Origin of the sequence: Rhizobium sp. ZX09, from assembly GCF_017357485.1 — a bacterium.
Taxonomy (GTDB): domain Bacteria; phylum Pseudomonadota; class Alphaproteobacteria; order Rhizobiales; family Rhizobiaceae; genus Agrobacterium; species Agrobacterium pusense.
Genome location: NZ_CP031363.1, coordinates 2,888,233 through 2,904,783, shown reverse-complemented (window position 1 = coordinate 2,904,783; position 16,551 = coordinate 2,888,233). Strand labels below are relative to the sequence as shown.

The 16,551-nt window shown below is 59.0% G+C and carries 15 protein-coding genes; 7 read left to right on the top strand and 8 right to left on the bottom strand.

The annotated features are described in order from the left end of the window. The first annotated feature begins 32 nt into the window (after nucleotides 1-32). Genes BTN45_RS14140 through BTN45_RS14120 form a run of 5 tightly spaced genes read left to right on the top strand, consistent with a single transcriptional unit; the run spans nucleotide 33 to nucleotide 5,547 of the window. Entirely contained in the window at nucleotides 33-713 is a 681-nt protein-coding gene (locus BTN45_RS14140) for a CpaD family pilus assembly protein (RefSeq protein ID WP_022555428.1), read from the top strand. Between the two features lie 34 nt (nucleotides 714-747). Beyond that, nucleotides 748-2,031, top strand: a complete 1,284-nt coding sequence (locus BTN45_RS14135) for a CpaE family protein (protein WP_207588372.1) — start codon at nucleotides 748-750, stop codon at nucleotides 2,029-2,031. A 33-nt stretch (nucleotides 2,032-2,064) separates the two neighbouring features. Continuing rightward, a complete protein-coding gene (locus tag BTN45_RS14130; RefSeq protein ID WP_207588370.1) occupies nucleotides 2,065-3,531 on the top strand; it encodes a CpaF family protein in 1,467 nt (488 codons plus the stop codon). Nucleotides 3,532-3,546: 15 nt separating this feature from the next. Further along, nucleotides 3,547-4,551, top strand: coding sequence for a type II secretion system F family protein (locus BTN45_RS14125; RefSeq protein ID WP_207588367.1), 1,005 nt, complete (start codon nucleotides 3,547-3,549; stop codon nucleotides 4,549-4,551). Nucleotides 4,552-4,560: 9 nt separating this feature from the next. Further along, the gene (locus BTN45_RS14120; protein ID WP_207588365.1) at nucleotides 4,561-5,547 is read left to right on the top strand and encodes a type II secretion system F family protein; all 987 of its coding nucleotides are present in this window, start codon (nucleotides 4,561-4,563) and stop codon (nucleotides 5,545-5,547) included. 71 nt (nucleotides 5,548-5,618) lie between these two features. Here BTN45_RS14120 and BTN45_RS14115 read toward each other — a convergent pair whose 3' ends face one another. Next, nucleotides 5,619-6,443 carry a tetratricopeptide repeat protein gene (locus BTN45_RS14115; RefSeq protein ID WP_246751649.1) on the bottom strand — a complete coding sequence of 275 codons (825 nt, stop codon included), beginning with the start codon at nucleotides 6,441-6,443 and terminating at the stop codon, nucleotides 5,619-5,621. Between the two features lie 142 nt (nucleotides 6,444-6,585). On the opposite strand from BTN45_RS14115, the gene BTN45_RS14110 reads away from it, so the two are divergent. Further along, entirely contained in the window at nucleotides 6,586-7,980 is a 1,395-nt protein-coding gene (locus BTN45_RS14110; RefSeq protein ID WP_207588363.1) for a M17 family metallopeptidase, read from the top strand. 42 nt (nucleotides 7,981-8,022) lie between these two features. Here BTN45_RS14110 and pncB read toward each other — a convergent pair whose 3' ends face one another. From pncB to BTN45_RS14075, 7 genes are all read right to left on the bottom strand, one after another. Further along, complete coding sequence (pncB, locus tag BTN45_RS14105) at nucleotides 8,023-9,327, bottom strand: nicotinate phosphoribosyltransferase (RefSeq protein ID WP_004439297.1); 1,305 nt, start codon at nucleotides 9,325-9,327, stop codon at nucleotides 8,023-8,025. 210 nt (nucleotides 9,328-9,537) lie between these two features. Beyond that, complete coding sequence (locus BTN45_RS14100; protein WP_072493832.1) at nucleotides 9,538-9,897, bottom strand: hypothetical protein; 360 nt, start codon at nucleotides 9,895-9,897, stop codon at nucleotides 9,538-9,540. Between the two features lie 93 nt (nucleotides 9,898-9,990). Further along, nucleotides 9,991-10,842, bottom strand: a complete 852-nt coding sequence (locus tag BTN45_RS14095) for an NlpC/P60 family protein (protein WP_207588361.1) — start codon at nucleotides 10,840-10,842, stop codon at nucleotides 9,991-9,993. Between the two features lie 18 nt (nucleotides 10,843-10,860). Then, nucleotides 10,861-11,205 carry a MarR family winged helix-turn-helix transcriptional regulator gene (locus tag BTN45_RS14090; RefSeq protein ID WP_207588359.1) on the bottom strand — a complete coding sequence of 115 codons (345 nt, stop codon included), beginning with the start codon at nucleotides 11,203-11,205 and terminating at the stop codon, nucleotides 10,861-10,863. Nucleotides 11,206-11,565: 360 nt separating this feature from the next. Beyond that, the gene (locus BTN45_RS14085) at nucleotides 11,566-12,672 is read right to left on the bottom strand and encodes a DUF475 domain-containing protein (RefSeq protein WP_004439293.1); all 1,107 of its coding nucleotides are present in this window, start codon (nucleotides 12,670-12,672) and stop codon (nucleotides 11,566-11,568) included. A gap of 279 nt (nucleotides 12,673-12,951) precedes the next feature. Further along, a complete protein-coding gene (locus BTN45_RS14080) occupies nucleotides 12,952-13,878 on the bottom strand; it encodes a DMT family transporter (protein WP_004439290.1) in 927 nt (308 codons plus the stop codon). 114 nt (nucleotides 13,879-13,992) lie between these two features. Next, a complete protein-coding gene (locus BTN45_RS14075; RefSeq protein WP_004439288.1) occupies nucleotides 13,993-14,874 on the bottom strand; it encodes a LysR family transcriptional regulator in 882 nt (293 codons plus the stop codon). Between the two features lie 105 nt (nucleotides 14,875-14,979). On the opposite strand from BTN45_RS14075, the gene BTN45_RS14070 reads away from it, so the two are divergent. Beyond that, a complete protein-coding gene (locus tag BTN45_RS14070; RefSeq protein WP_004439286.1) occupies nucleotides 14,980-16,476 on the top strand; it encodes a CoA-acylating methylmalonate-semialdehyde dehydrogenase in 1,497 nt (498 codons plus the stop codon). Nucleotides 16,477-16,551: the final 75 nt, after the last annotated feature.

Below are 16,551 nucleotides of genomic sequence, written 5' to 3'. Positions count from 1 at the left end.
TCAGAACAGGCCTCCTCAGGGCAGGAAACACCATGCGGGAAACGTCCTCCTCTTCTTCCCTGGGGCGCGCCGGGCTTGTCGCCGTGGTTGCACTCACCGCCGGCCTTCTGCAAGGCTGTGCGCGCGATCCGCTCACGACCAACGCCATTCCCGACGATTACCGGACCCGCCATCCGATCACCCTGTCGGAAGCGGAACATTCGCTTGATATACCGGTTTCGGCAGGCGATAGCCGTCTCACCACGGCGATGGCGGACAATATACGTGGTTTCGCCCAGAATTATGCGTCGATGTCGACGGGTGTCATCAACATCCAGATGCCATCGGGATCAGCCAATTCGGCAAGCGCCGCTAGAATGGCGAAACAGATCCGCACTACGCTGTCCGGCGCCGGGGTCGCACCGGGCAAGATCATGGAGACACGTTATGCGGCTTCGCCGAACGGCGACTCCGCCCCCATCCGACTGAGCTATGTCGCTATTACCGCCATGACCGGGCAATGCGGCCAGTGGCCGGAAGACCTTTCGGACAACACCTTCGCCAACAAGAACTGGTACAATTTCGGGTGCGCTTCGCAAAGCAATCTCGCGGCTCAGGTCGCCAATCCGATGGATCTGGTCGGCCCGCGCGGCATGAGCCCCATCGATGCCGAGCGCCGTGCAGTGGTTATCGATACGTATCGTAACGGCAAGAACACGGCCACCGCAAACTGATGCGGTCCCAACAATTGTCACGGCAGGAAAGACGATGAGCGCTGTAGAATACGACATCAAGTCAAGCGACGGAGCAGACACCCTGCAGCCGGTGCGCACCTCCGATATGGACCGCCTGCGGCCCCTGCCCCGCATCTCCATCCACGCCTTCTGCATCAGCGACAACATGCAGGGCGTCATGGACGCATTGTCCGGTGACAGGCGCATGAGCAAGGTAACATTGCGGGTGACGAAGGGTGACATCAACGCTGCGGCCACGATGTTCTCTGCCTCGCCTACGCCAAATCTCATCATTCTGGAGACGGCAAGCGCGCCGGCTTCGCTGCTGGATGATCTTGCTCCTCTCGCGGAGGTTTGCGATCCCTCCACCCGTGTCATCATTGTCGGCCGCCACAATGACATAACATTGTATCGCGACCTCATCCGCAACGGTATTTCCGAATATCTGGTCGCCCCGGTCAACATGGCCGATCTTCTGGCTTCGATCGCCGCGATCTTCGTCGACCCCGAAGCGGAGCCGCTTGGCCGCAACATCGCCTTCATCGGCGCCAAAGGTGGGGTTGGGTCCTCGACGGTCGCACATAATTGCGCCTTCGGCATCTCGACCCTGTTTTCGACGGAAACCATTCTCGCCGACATGGATCTGGCTTATGGCACAGCCAATATCGATTTCGATCAGGATCCGGCCCAGGGCATGGCGGAAGCGGTTTTCTCGCCGGAGCGGCTGGATGAGGTATTTCTCGACCGCCTTTTGACGAAATGCTCCGATCACCTATCGCTGCTCGCGGCACCGTCGCTTCTTGACCGGACTTACGATCTAGACCGCCAGGCCTTTCTGCCGATCCTTGAGGTTTTGCAGCGTAGCGCCCCCGTCGCCGTCCTCGACCTTCCCCACCAATGGTGCGACTGGACACGGGCTGTGCTTGCGGAAGCGGATGAGGTCGTCATCACCGCGGTTCCGGATCTTGCGAATCTTCGCAACACGAAGAACCTGTTCGACGCGCTGATAAAACTGCGTCCCAACGATAAATTGCCGCATCTCATCCTCAACCAGGTGGGCATGCCGAAGCGACCCGAAATCGCTCCGGCGGATTTTTTCGACCCGCTGGAAATCGAGCCGATTGCGATCATTCCATTCGAGGCGCAATTGTTTGGAAACGCCGCAAACAGCGGACGCATGATTAGCGAAATGGATGAAAAATCCCAGATCGCAGAAACCTTCTCGCAAATTGCCCATACCATCACCGGTCGCACGGTGCTGCGCAAAAGCCGGCGCGGCGGTCTGGACAGACTTAAGAATATTCTCAAGCGCAAGTAGGGATTCCCTCCGCGCCTATTGACGGAAACGCCGATGTTCGGAAAACGCGGGGCCGAGGGCCCAGCCAGAAACACGAAGCCGGATCCCGTCGCACCTGTCCCCATGCAGGTGGCGGCGCCCGAGCCGCGCTCTCTCTCCATCGACACGCTCGAGCCGGGCCAATCACCCGTAGCGCGACAGATGGCGGTCACGCAGCCGGCGCAAAAAAAGCGCGCCCGCACGGAGGATTATTACAATACCAAGGGCCAGGTATTTTCCGCGCTCATCGATACGATCGACCTTTCGCAGCTCGCCAAACTTGATGCGGAGAGCGCGCGCGAGGAAATTCGCGATATCGTCAACGACATCATCACGATCAAGAATTTCGCAATGTCGATTGCCGAGCAGGAAGAACTGCTTGAAGACATCTGCAATGACGTTCTCGGTTATGGGCCGCTTGAGCCCCTTCTTGCCCGCGACGATATCGCCGATATCATGGTCAATGGTTCTGGCCAGACCTTCATCGAAGTCGGCGGCAAGACCATCGAATCCGACATCCGCTTCCGCGACAACGCGCAATTGCTTTCCATCTGCCAGCGCATCGTCAGCCAGGTTGGCCGACGTGTGGATGAATCGAGCCCCATATGCGACGCCCGCCTGCCGGACGGCTCGCGCGTCAACGTCATCGCGCCGCCGCTCGCCATCGACGGCCCGGCGCTGACAATCCGAAAATTCAAGAAGGACAAGCTTACGCTCGACCAGCTCGTGCGTTTCGGTGCGATCACACCCGAAGGCGCGACACTGCTCAAGATCATCGGTCGTGTCCGCTGCAACGTCGTCATCTCGGGCGGCACCGGCTCCGGCAAGACCACGCTTCTCAATTGCCTGACGAGCTTCATCGACAGGGATGAGCGCGTCATTACCTGCGAAGACACCGCCGAACTGCAGCTGCAGCAACCGCATGTCGTCAGACTCGAAACGCGGCCTCCGAACATCGAAGGGGAAGGTGAGATCACGATGAGGGATCTCGTCAAGAACTGCCTTCGCATGCGGCCGGAACGCATCATCGTCGGCGAAGTGCGCGGACCGGAGGTATTCGACCTGCTCCAGGCGATGAATACCGGCCATGACGGTTCAATGGGAACGCTGCACGCCAATACACCACGCGAGTGCCTCAGCCGCATCGAATCCATGATCGCCATGGGCGGCTTCACCCTGCCGGCCAAAACCGTGCGTGAAATCATCTCGGGATCAATCGATGTCGTCATTCAGGCGCAGCGCCTGCGTGATGGTTCACGCCGGATAACCCAGATCACGGAAGTGATCGGCATGGAAGGCGACGTCATCGTCACTCAGGATTTGATGCGATACGAAATCGAAGGTGAGGATGCCAACGGCAAACTGATCGGCAGACATGTATCGACGGGCATCAGCAAACCCCATTTCTGGGACCGTGCACGCTATTATGGCGAGGAAAAACGCCTGGCCGCCGCGCTCGATGAAATGGAAAAGACCTCTTAACGGAAAGCGACCGCCATGGACCCGACAATCCTCTTATTGGCCGCACTCGTCGCCGTTTCGGCGGGCGCGCTCGCTTACGCTTTTCTTTTCCAGCAGATAGAGGTCGAAAAAAAGACCACCAGCCGCTTCAAGCGGGTCCAGGCCGCGGAGACTGACCACACCAACATCAAAGCCGCACGTGACCGCGTGCAGGAGCTCAGCAAACGTCGCAAATCCATGCAGGACAACCTGCGGGAAATGGAAAAAAAACAAAATGAGAGGGCAAAAAAGGCAAAAAATGTCGGTTTGCGCGAAAAGCTCGTTCAGGCAGGGCTGACGCTGTCCCTGCGACAGTTTCAGCTGCTGAGCGTCGGCGCGGCGGGCTTTGCCACCCTCATCGCACTTCTTTATGGCCTGTCATTGCTTATCGCCCTACCGATAGGCGCCGTTATCGCGCTGGGGCTGCCGCGCTGGGCACTGGCGTTCCTCCTCAAGCGCCGGCAGAAGAAATTCCTCGAAGAGTTTCCCAACGCACTTGATGTCATGTGTCGCTCGATCAAATCCGGCTTGCCGCTGAACGACGCGGTGCGATTGATCGCGTCTGACGGCCAGGAGCCGGTGAAAACGGAGTTCCAACGGGTTGTCGACGCGCAGCAGGTCGGCATCGGCATTCCCCAGGCGATCGAGCGCATGATGCTGACCATGCCGCTTTTCGAAGTGAGCTTTTTCAGCACCGTCATCAACATTCAGGCGCAGGCCGGCGGCAACCTCTCCGAAGCGCTGTCGAACCTTTCCAAAGTTCTGCGCGACCGCAAGAAGATGCGCGCCAAGGTGAATGCACTTTCGATGGAGGCAAAGGCGTCTGCGGTCATCATCGGCTCGCTGCCCTTTGTCGTCATGATGCTGGTGCACTTTACCTCGCCGGAATATCTATCGGTGCTTTTTACCGATATTCGCGGCCATATCATTCTTGGGGCGTCGGCCGTCTGGATGTTGATCGGGATATTCATCATGCGCCAAATGATCAATTTCGATATTTGAGGGCGCAGAATGAGCGGGAGTTTTCTTTCGAGCCTCACCAATCCGCAAACGATCGTCGCCGTTCTGGTGACGCTGGCGGTTTTCGCCACCCTTTATACGCTCATCATGCCGGTTTTCGAGCGGAAGGATTTTGCCAAACGCATGAAAGCCGTGTCGTCTGAACGCGATCTCATCCGCAGCCGCGAGCGCGAGCGGCTTGCGACCGTTACCAGGGAAGGCAAAACCTCCCTGCGCGGCACCAATAACAAGTCCGCCCGGCGCATCGTGGAAAAATTCAACCTCCAGGAAGCGCTTGCGGACAAGAACACGATGAACAAGCTGCGGGCAGCGGGTCTTCGTTCCCAAAACGCGTTCAACACGTTTCTCGCCGCCCGCTTCATCCTGCCTTTCATTTTTCTGGCCGTAGCCTTCACCTGGATCTTCGTGCTCGGCAATCTCTCCGACAAAGCCTTCATCGTCCGGCTGATGGCTGTGTTGCTGTTCGGCTATATCGGTTTCTATGCTCCCAATATCTATGTGTCGAACCGCATGAACAAACGGCAGGCATCGATCAAGAAGGCCTGGCCGGATGCGCTCGACCTCATGCTGATCTGCATCGAATCCGGCGTGTCCATGGAGGCCGCGATGCGCCGCGTGGCGGAGGAAATGGGCGAGCAGTCACCCGAACTGGCTGAAGAAATGATGCTGACAACGGCGGAACTGTCGTTCCTGCAGGACCGGCGCGTCGCTCTCGAGAATTTCGGCACGCGAACACAGCTCGAAGCCGTGAAAAGCGTGGTGCAAGCGCTTATTCAGGCGGAACGTTACGGAACGCCGCTCGCTCAGGCGCTGCGCGTTCTCGCACAGGAAGGCCGCGACGAACGCATGAACGAAGCGGAGAAAAAAGCGGCTGCACTACCGCCGAAGCTGACTGTGCCGATGATTGTATTTTTCCTGCCGGTCCTCATCGCCGTCATTCTAGGCCCTGCCATCATCCGCGTGCTGGACACGTTCTGAAAAACATTTCGCCCGAATTTCGCGGCGACGCGTCAAGTTCCGGATATAAGGACGCGGCATCGCGCGAAGCATCAGCCCGCCGGCTTTCCGTCTTTTTTTGCGAGCTGCTGCCAGGAATTTTGCTGGGACAGCATTGCCCGCAGATAAGTCAGGTTTGCCTGGGCCTGCTGCGGCGAGAGTTCCTGTACCGCAATGCGCTCTGCTTCGGCGAAGCGACCCTGGAGGCCGACAACGAGCGCGAGGTTCTGGCGAACGCGGCTGTCGGCGCCAGGCTGGGCGATGGCCGATTGCAGATAGGTTTCGGCAGTGCGCGGATCGCTCGATAGCACATAGGACATGCCGAGATTTGAAAGCACGCTCGGATCGTTCGGCTTCAGGTCAAGCGCCTGCCGATAGCGGGAGCGGGCTTCGCTGGAACGTCCAAGCTGGTCAAGCACCGCGCCTTCGGCCGAATAGAGGCGCCAATCGGGTCGATCGGGTGTCTGCGCCCGCTGGATGGTTGAAAGCGCCTGCTCCAGCTGTCCCGCGGCCGCCTGTGCCTTGCCATACGCGGCAAGCACGTCGCGGTCGGCGGGATTGGCGATGGCTATCTGCTGCATGACTGCAAGAGCCTGCGTGTTCTTGCCCGTCATCATCAAGACGCTGGCATAATTCATGCCCACCGACTTGTCCTTGGGATTGCGTTCATAGGCTTTGCCGGCGGTTTCTTCCGCCTGGCGAAGCTGGTCCATGTTCATGTGATCATAGGAGCGCGCGGCGGCGGGAATGGAGCCGGTAGACATCCGGTCCGGTTTGTTGGTGCTTGCACATCCAGAAACCGCAAGAACCAATGCGGCAAAACACACGCCCCGCAGCAACCCTGTCCGGCCTGTCTCAGCCAAAGAAAAAGCAGTCATGGCAGCGCCCTCGCCCAAGAATGATCAATCTTGCGCCCGACAAACGACAGACTCACATGACGCAACTTTCGCTTAAGCAATAATCTGTTAACCCTAACAGAGCGTTAATCGCACCGATTCTCGACATTTACGGAAGCATATAATGGCGCCCTATCAGTTCATCGAACGCCCGACCCCTTTCAGCTCAAAGGCAGGCAGTACACTGCCGGTTTTCGCAGTCACGCCGGCCCACATCGAGCAGGGCGCCATTGATCCCGTGGCTCTGGACTGGGCAAAGAAAGCAGGGTTCAAGGCCGAGGCCGGTGCCATCCTGCTCGTTCCCTCCGCCGATGGTTCGCTCGGCGGCGTGCTTCTCGGCCTTGGCGGCAATCCCTCTGAAATCCCGTTCATCACCGGTAAACTCGCCCGCGAACTGCCTGAAGGCGAGTGGCACATCGAGACCGCACCACTGACGGCCAATCGCCTCGCTCTCGGTTTCGGCCTCGGCAGCTACCGCTTCGACAAATACAAGACCACCAAAACCAGCGGGGCGAAGCTGCTCATTCCCCAGGATGCCGAAGACGGCGAGATCAAGCGCGTTCTCGCGGGCGTCTTCCTCGCGCGCGATCTCATCAATGTGCCTGCCAACGACATGGGACCGGATGAGCTGGAGATCGCTTTCCGGGGCCTTGCCGCCCATTACAAGGCGAAGGTGAAGGTGACCACCGGCGACGACCTGCTGAAGGAAAACTTCCCCCTCATCCACGCCGTCGGCCGCGCCAGCGAAAGCGCACCACGGCTTCTGGAAATGAACTGGGGTAAAAAGGGTAATCCGCGTCTGACGCTTGTTGGCAAGGGCGTGTGCTTCGACACCGGCGGTCTCGATATAAAACCCGCAGCGTCCATGGCCCTGATGAAGAAGGACATGGGCGGCGCCGCCAATGTCCTTGGCCTGGCGCTGATGATCATGGACGCGAAGCTGCCGGTCGACCTGCGCGTCCTCGTGCCCGCCGTCGAAAACTCCATCTCTTCCAACGCCTTTCGTCCCGGTGACATTTACCGGAGCCGCAAGGGGCTGACGGTGCAGATCGACAATACCGATGCGGAAGGCCGCCTCGTTCTGGCGGACGCTCTGGCCTACGCCGATGAGGACGCCCCAGACCTGATGATCGACATGGCAACATTGACCGGCGCCGCCCGCGTCGCACTCGGTCCCGATCTGCCGCCCTTCTACACCGACGACGACGATCTGGCCCATGACATCGCTGAAGCCAGCATCGATACCGACGATCCGCTGTGGCGCATGCCGCTCTATATGGGATACGACAAGGACATTCGCTCGCGCGCGGCCGATATCACCAATGCGCCTTCCGGCGGCATGGGCGGATCGATCACCGCCGCGCTGTTTCTCAAGCGTTTCGTGACCAACACCCGGCGCTGGGCGCATTTCGACATTTACGGCTGGTCGCTGAGTGAAAGGCACCACTCATCGATCGGTGGAGAAGCGCAGGGTATTCGCGCCCTCTTCCATTATATCGCACACCAGTTCACGAAATAGCGGCGTCGCGGGCGCTTCGTCGACCGGAGCGCCCTGCTTTGATCAAACCAGAACCTTCTGTTCCTTGTGATCTTCCTGGCCGAAGAATTTCAGGTAACGCTCCACTTCAGCCGGTTCACCAGTTGCTTTTTGCGGGTTGTCCGAGAGTTTCACAGCCGGTCGGCCATTGGCATCGCTGACCTTGCAGACGATGGAGATCGGCTTGAGGCTGGCGATGGTTTTTGGCGCGCAGCCAGCAAAATCATTGGTGAGGTTGGTGCCCCAGCCGAAGCTCATGCGAACGCGGCCTTCGAAATGCCTGTAAGTGTCAATGATGGCATCGACATCGAGGCCATCGGAGAAGATCAGCATCTTCTTGCGCGGGTCGCGACCCATCTTCTGCCACCACTCGATGATCTTCTCGCCACCCTCGATCGGCGGTGCGCTGTCCGGGCGGAAACCCGTCCAGTCAGCCACCCATTCCGGCGCATTGCGCAGAAACGCCGCCGTGCCGAAGGCGTCGGGCAGAACAATCAGCAGGTTGCCACCATAAAGCCGGTTCCAGTCCTTCAGAACCTGATAGGGCGCGGCAGCCAACTCCTCATCAGTCTGCGCCAGCGCCGCGACCACCATCGGCAGTTCATGCGCGTTCGTCCCGACGGCTTCAAGGTCCGAATCCATGGCGAGCAGCACGTTGCTCGTACCGGTAAAGGCCGGCCCGATGCCTTCCTTCAACGCCTCGACGCACCAGCGCTGCCACAGAAAGCTATGGCGGCGGCGGGTGCCGAAATCGGAAATGCGCAGGCCCGGCAGTTCCCGCAGCCGCTCAACCTTCTCCCACATCTTGGCCTTTGCGCGGGCATAGAGAACATCCAGCGTGAAGTAACCGAGCGAGCGCATGGCGCTACGCGAACGCAACTCGTTGATGATGGCGAGCGCCGGGATTTCCCAGAGCGTCGTATCCATCCAGCGGCCGTGGAAATTCAGCTCGTACTGCCCGTCGCGCTTGAAAAGCTCATATTCCGGCAGCTGATAGCTTGATAGCCAGGAGAGAAATTCCGGCTCGAAAATCTGCGAGCGGCCGTAAAACGTGTTACCCGCAAGCCAGATATTCTCTTTTTTGGAAAGACGCAGCGTACGCGCATGATCGAGCTGTTCGCGCAGCTCCATCTCGTCGATCTCCTCGGCCAACCGCACCGTCTTGGTGCGGTTGATCAGCGAAAACGTCGCGTCGACTTCCGGATAAAGCTTCCAGATCATCTGCAACATCAACAGCTTGTAGAAATCCGTGTCGATCAGGCTGCGGACGATCGGGTCAAGTTTCCAGGTATGATTGTGGACACGGGTGGCTATATCGGTCTTCGTCATACTTGCATTCCCCAGTATCGGCCAAAGGTCAGAATAGCCGATGTCAATCCGCACCCCGGCAGGTATCAACCCGTCATGTGGAAGATTTATCTGAAAAAGCGACAACAAGTCCAGAGCACCGGCCCGGCAAATGCCTCACCAGCCTGCTCGCGCGTTGATTTCCCGGCAACCTCATTATCGTTTTCAGCCCGGCGCTACGGGCACGCCGCGTCAGAAAGTCGGATCAACGGGATTGATGCCGGGGTACCAATCCTTGGAAACGGGGTTACGTCCGCCAAAGCTGGAAATACCGTTTTCATCGGTGCAGCGGTAACCCTGGACGGGAAGTCCGCGACTGCCGAAGACGGTCCGGTAGGGCCCCCGTGAATATCCGGTACTTCCCAGTTCGCTATGGCAGTTATAACGGACCTTGGGTTGGAGCGTTCGAGGGTCTTTTACACCGGGCAGGTTGGCATAGGCGTCGGGTGCCGGGGCAAAACCGTTCTGGAACACCGTCTGGGCCTCTGCCGAAGTGCTCAATAAGACCGCCGCGAGGATCGCTGCCAATCGTGCCGCCGTTCTTGTCTTCATGAGTGTCGGTCCCGTACCATTATTGACAGCATGTAGGCCGGCGACGGCTCTCCCACAAAGGGCAAGACGGGAACAATTTCGTGAAGCGCCCCCTCAGTCCTCCAGGCGACGGAACGCCGTCGGCTTTTCATAAAGCCAGCCGATGCGCTCAATGGCCGCATCGAGATTTTCGCGCGCGACATTCATGGTATGGCCGTTGGCGTGCAGCAGCGTTTCCTCATTTTCCATCAGCCCGACATGGCCTTTCCAGAAAACCAGATCGCCGCGCCGCAATTCGTCCCGCTCTATTTCCACACCGAGCGATTTTACCTGCATGTCGGTATCGCGCAGCACCCGCCGGCCCGCCATCGCCATGGAAAGCTGTACGAGACCTGAACAATCGATACCAAAGCCGGAGCGACCGCCCCAGAGATAGGGGGTTTCGATGAAGCGCAACGCCACCGCGACATAGTCGTCGTCTGCGGCAGCATCGACGGTTCGGCAGTGGGCGGCAATGATGCCTTCGCCATTTTCGGTCATGAGATACCGGGTGCCACGGGTCTCCTCTTCACCGACGATCCGGATCAGGCTGCCCATGGACAGCGCCGCCACCGGTGGCTTGCGCAGTTCGGCCGAAGGATAAACAAAGGTACGGGGAGCAACGATACGGTGAGTGGCCGCGACGACATCACCAATGGCCGTTTCCGGCACGTAACCCGCATAACCATCCGCATCCGCCTGCACCCAGGCCCAGCCGTTCGCCCTGTCGAAAACGCGCAGGGTCTCGCCGAACAGCAGTTCGGTATCGATACCGGCGACAAGGTCCGGCGTGGGCCGCAGGCCGATGACAGGTACCACGACCTGTGCGGGAGATCCGCTGACGAAACGATCGGCCTGCACCGCCCCTTGCAGTTTTTCGTCGGCGAGATCGGAGCGGAAGATATTCAGGCGGCGGTCGAGCATCATGGGGTTCACGTCCAGAGGTTAGATATTACGGGCCTGATCAATAATCAGATCGCAGAATTTTTCCAGATAAAGCGCGCCTGCGACGGTGCGCTTTATCACGACATTGCGCCTGTCCCGCTCATCCCGGGCCCGGTCAACCAGCCCTAGCGCGCCGAGACTGTCGAGCGCGCGGGTGATGACCGGCTTGGTCACGCCCAGCAGGCCGGCGAGGCCGCGCACGGTATGCGGCGGCGGCACAAGATAAATCTGCAGCAGGATGGCCGTCTGACGCAAGGTCAAATCGGGCGCATCGGCCGTGACCTGCGCCATCGAGACGCGATGCCAGAGCCCGAGGGCGGCCGTGGGCGAAAGTTCTGCAGGCAAGCCGATAAACCTTCCAGTCGTTGTCCTATCGTTTTCATGCAACAGCGCGAAAAACTCAAGAACCATCCCCACAAACAGAACCGCCGCACGGCGCAGATCCGAAAGATCGCGCGGCGCGGCGGTACTTGTTGACCCATTTTTGGGCCATATGTCCCCTCTGGACTTGCAAGATGAGGTGCAGAAATCGTGCCAGTTTTGCCGCGCCGCACAAGTATATTTTAAATCAGGGACTTAATGGATAAATGACGCGCGCAGCGAAGGCGTTTGCAAGGCGTAAATGGCGATAAAAAGAGGCAAGAACGAACTCAACGCTTAAAAACTGTCTCCCGCCGTGACGGCGGAAGACAGGGGTATTGTGGATCAAATCTCTGCGCCGCGTGCGGCATCGACTGCATCGGCATTCTGCTGCCGATTATAGCGGATCGACGACCAGAGCGAGATACCGATCAGGGTTGCACCGCCAAGGCCCGTGATGACTTCAGGTATGTGCACCATGGTCTGCACATACATGATGACGGACAGGATCAGGATCGCATAAAAGGCGCCGTGCTCCAGATAGCGATATTCGGCAAGCGTTCCTTTCTCGACCAGCATGATTGTCATCGAGCGCACGTACATGGCGCCGATGCCGAGGCCAATGGCGATGATGAACAGGTTCTGCGTCAGCGCGAAGGCACCGATCACGCCATCGAAGGAGAAGCTGGCGTCAAGCACTTCGAGATAAAGAAACGCACCGAAGCCGCCCTTTGCTGCGCCTTCCAGCATTTCCTGGCTACGATCAAGAATGCCGCCGACAACTTCTACCAGCAGGAAGGTCAAGAGGCCCCAGATCGCCGAATGGAAGAACGTGTTGGCCGCGACCGGACCGAGTTCCGGGTTGTCGCTGGCGCCGATGATGCGCGAAAAGATCAGCATGACAACAAGCACGAAGGCGATCTCGATCCCCTTGACGGAGGAATAGGTCGCAGCCTTTTCCTCGATCCAGCGCACCCAATGCACGTCCTTTTCATGGTCAAAGAAGAAGTTGAGACCGACCATCATCAGGAAGGTGCCGCCGAAAGCCGCAATCGGCAGATGGGCGTCCTGCATGATTTCCGCATAACGTTCCGGCTGGGTTGCCGCCATGACGATGGCCGTCCAGGGACCGACATTGGCGGCGACGACAACGATCAGCAGCGGGAAGACGATACGCATGCCGAAAACGGCAATGAGAATGCCCCATGTCAGGAAGCGGTGCTGCCAGACCGGCGTCATGTCCTTCAGCTTGTTCGCGTTGACGATGGCGTTATCGAAAGAAAGCGAGATTTCCAGCACCGCCAGAACGACGCAGATGAAGAAGATCGTCGCGGTACCGCCAACCGTACCGGTCATTTCCCAGCCAAGATAGCCGCCGAGGATGAGACCGACGATGGTGACGATAAAAGCCCACTTGAAGTAGGAGAGCGTGGTTTTCTGGGCAGCGCTCATGTCCGGTCACCGTTCATTACGAGGACGGTTGCAGACCGACGCGGGGCGTCAGGCCGCACGCAGAAAGCACGCGCGCGAAGCACATTCAGGTTTTTCATAGTTTTTAATCCGCCGGCGAATTTTGCAGGCGGTACCGACATCACGAGAGCGCCGTAAAACTCTCGCCAGAGGGGCCCGGCACCTTTGTTTCCTCTGCCCTTGCGAGACAAATCATCGCAGGGCCCCTTCTTACTCCCTGAAGATCACGCCTTCGTCAAGTCCCGTGATTGCAACCAGAGATCAAACCTGCTCTGCGGCCAGATCTTCGGCGGTTTCGCGGCGGCGTTTGAGCGTATTTTCGCGAAAGAAGATGTAAAGGCCCGAAAGAACAATCAGACCCGCGCCGACCACGATACTTGTCTGGGGCACATCGCCGAAGAACAGCCATCCAAAAATGACCGCCCAGAGCAGCAGCGTATATTGCAGCGGCGCAACCGTTGCAGCATCGGCAAGTTTGAGCGCCCGGTTGACCAGCACATGCGCCGCCATGGCGACGACGCCGAGCAGGCCGAGGAAAGCAAGATCAAAACCGGATTGCACCGGCAGCCATCCCGATGGCGTGACGAGCACGGCGACAATGCCCGCAAGCGCCGCGCCGATGATCTGCCAGAAGGCGAGCACCGTGTCGGGCGTATTGCGCAGCTGGCGGCCGGACAACATCATGAATGCAAAGGCGGCGCTGCCGAGGATAGAAAAGAGTGCAGCGGAGGTTAGGCTTGCCGAGCTCGGCTTGAGCGCGATGAGAACGCCGACAAAACCGATACCAATGGCCGTCCATCTACGCCAGCCGACCTTTTCTCCGAGCAGAAACGGGGAGAGCGCCGCCACGTAAATCGGCGCCGCGAGCCAATAGGTCATGACGTCCGCCAGGGGCAGCGCCGCGACCGCGAAATAGAAACAGAAAAGCTCGGCCGTGGAGAAAAAGACGCGCGCCGCCTGAAGGCCGGGCCGCTCGATTTTCACGAGGCCGGAGAGGCCGGCTCTCCAGACGATCGGAACAAGGATGACCAGCGCCGCGGCGCTTCGGATAAGGATCACCTGGCCCTGGCTGTAGGTCGATACGAGCCATTTTCCCATGGCGTCGTTCAACGCAAACAGCAGCATTCCAAGCAGCATCACGGCCACGCCGAGGCCCGTCGGCGAAAGCTTTTTTATCATAGTCGACATGTCAGTTCCGATCTCCCAATGGTTGCATTGGTCGTCCAACCAGCCGTCCTTTGTCAAGTCCAGAACGGACGGGTTTGCACAATTAATAGTACTATTACGCCGGGGCTTCGGATATCAGGTGAAGATGCGTCGTTCTTCGGCCACGAGTTCCTGGAGAAAATTGACCACCGTGCGGACACGGACCAACTGGCGAGCGGATTCGTGATAAGCCGTCCAATAGGACCGGCTGATGGTGAGATGCGGGATGATCCGTATAAGTTCGGGATATTGGCCCGCGATGTAATTGTGCAGGATGCCGATCCCTGCACCGGATCGTACTGCCTCCGTCTGGCCGGTAGCGCTTGAGATTTCAAAGGCGGCGTCCCAGTCACGCATGATTTCGCCGGTGAAGTTTAGCGAAGGCGAAAAGATCAGGTCCTCCACGTAACCGATCCGCCGGTGGCGTTTCAGTGCCTCGACATCATCAGGCGTTCCGTAGTCAGCCAGATAATTCGCCGAGGCATAGAGGCCGAGTGAATAATCGGTGAGCTTGGAAAACATCAGCCTGCCCTGTTCCGGCCTTTCGATGGTGATGGCGATATCAGCCTCACGTTGCGACAGCGAAAAGGAACGCGGCACCGGAACGAGCTGGATTTTCAGATCGGGATAACGCGCCGTCAGTCTGCCAAGCCTTGGCGCGAGGAAGGATACGCCGAGGCCGTCCGGCGCGCCGATGCGCACCGTTCCCGCAACCGCCGTATCGACGCGACCGAGATTAGCCTGGGCATTCAGCATTTCGGTTTCCATGCGCTCCGCACTCGCAAGAAGTCGCTGACCCTCCTCCGTCAGTTCGCAGCCATTGGTGCTGCGCAGGAAGAGCTGGGTACCGATGGCGGCTTCCAGTGCGGAAACCCGGCGGCTGAGAGTGGCGTGGTTCACACCGAGCTTTCTGGCCGCGGAAAGAAACTGGCCGCTTCGCGCCACGCTCAAGAACAAACGTACATCATCCCAGTTCACGCCACGTTCCTTGTGTCTGTTTTTGCACAATTGATGCTTATTTCAGGCGATTGATTTGTGCAAATCGAAAGGCAATGCTGCGCCATCACATTCTGGAGGAACACCATGAAGGAAATCGGTCATTTCATTAATGGCAAACATGTGCCGGGCACCAGCGGCCGCACATCGAATGTCTACAATCCGGCCACGGGCGAAGTTCAGGCTACGGTCGCGCTTGCCAGCGACGCCGAACTGCGCGCGGCTGTCGAAAGCGCCAAGGCGGCACAGCCGAAATGGGCTGCGACCAATCCGCAGCGTCGTGCCCGCGTTTTCTTCAAGTTCGTCGAACTTCTGAACCGAGACATGAACGAGTTGGCGGTGCTGCTCTCCAGCGAGCACGGCAAGACTGTCGAAGATTCCAAGGGCGATATCGTCCGCGGGCTTGAAGTCTGCGAATTCGTCTGCGGCATTCCGCATCTGCAGAAGGGTGAGTTCACCGAAGGCGCGGGCCCGGCCATCGACATGTATTCGATCCGCCAGCCGGTCGGCATCGGCGCAGGCATCACCCCGTTCAACTTCCCCGGCATGATCCCGATGTGGATGTTCGCCCCGGCGATCGCCTGCGGCAACGCCTTCATCCTCAAGCCTTCCGAGCGCGACCCGTCGCTGCCGATCCGCCTCGCGGAACTGATGATCGAAGCCGGTCTTCCGGCCGGCATCCTGAACGTCGTCAACGGCGACAAGGGTGCCGTCGACGCCATCCTCACCGATCCCGATATCGGCGCGGTTTCCTTCGTCGGCTCGACGCCGATCGCCCGTTACGTCTATGGCACCGCTGCCATGAACGGCAAGCGCGCGCAGTGCTTCGGCGGCGCGAAGAACCACATGATCATCATGCCGGACGCCGATCTCGATCAGGCCGTGAACGCGCTGATGGGCGCCGGTTACGGTTCGGCCGGCGAGCGCTGCATGGCTGTTTCCGTTGCAGTTCCTGTCGGCGAAGAGACGGCAAACCGTCTCGTTGAAAAGCTCATTCCGCAGATCGAGGCACTGAAGATCGGTCCTTACACCGACGACAAGGCCGATATGGGCCCGCTCGTCACCAAGGAAGCCCAGACGCGCGTCAAGGGCCTGATCGACAGCGGCGTGGAACAGGGCGCGAAGCTTCTGGTCGACGGCCGCGACTTCAAGCTGCAGGGCTATGAAGACGGCTATTTTGTCGGCGGCTGCCTGTTCGACCACGTCACCCCTGACATGGACATCTACAAGACGGAAATCTTCGGACCGGTTCTGTCGGTCGTTCGTGCCAAGAACTACGAAGAGGCGCTGGAACTGCCGATGAAGCATGAATATGGCAACGGCGTCGCCATCTTCACCCGCGACGGCGATGCAGCCCGCGATTTCGCAAGCCGCGTCAATATCGGCATGATCGGCATCAACGTTCCGATCCCGGTTCCGCTCGCCTACCATTCCTTCGGCGGCTGGAAGGCTTCGAGCTTCGGCGACCTCAACCAGCACGGCACGGATTCGATCAAGTTCTGGACGAAGACCAAGACCATCACCTCGCGCTGGCCGTCTGGCATCAAGTCGGGTGCCGAATTCGTCATGCCGACGATGAAATAAGCCGCAAGCAGGCATACAAAAAAGCCCCGCTGTTTTGCAGCGGGGCTTTTTTGACTGGAATTCATCGTGCTGGAA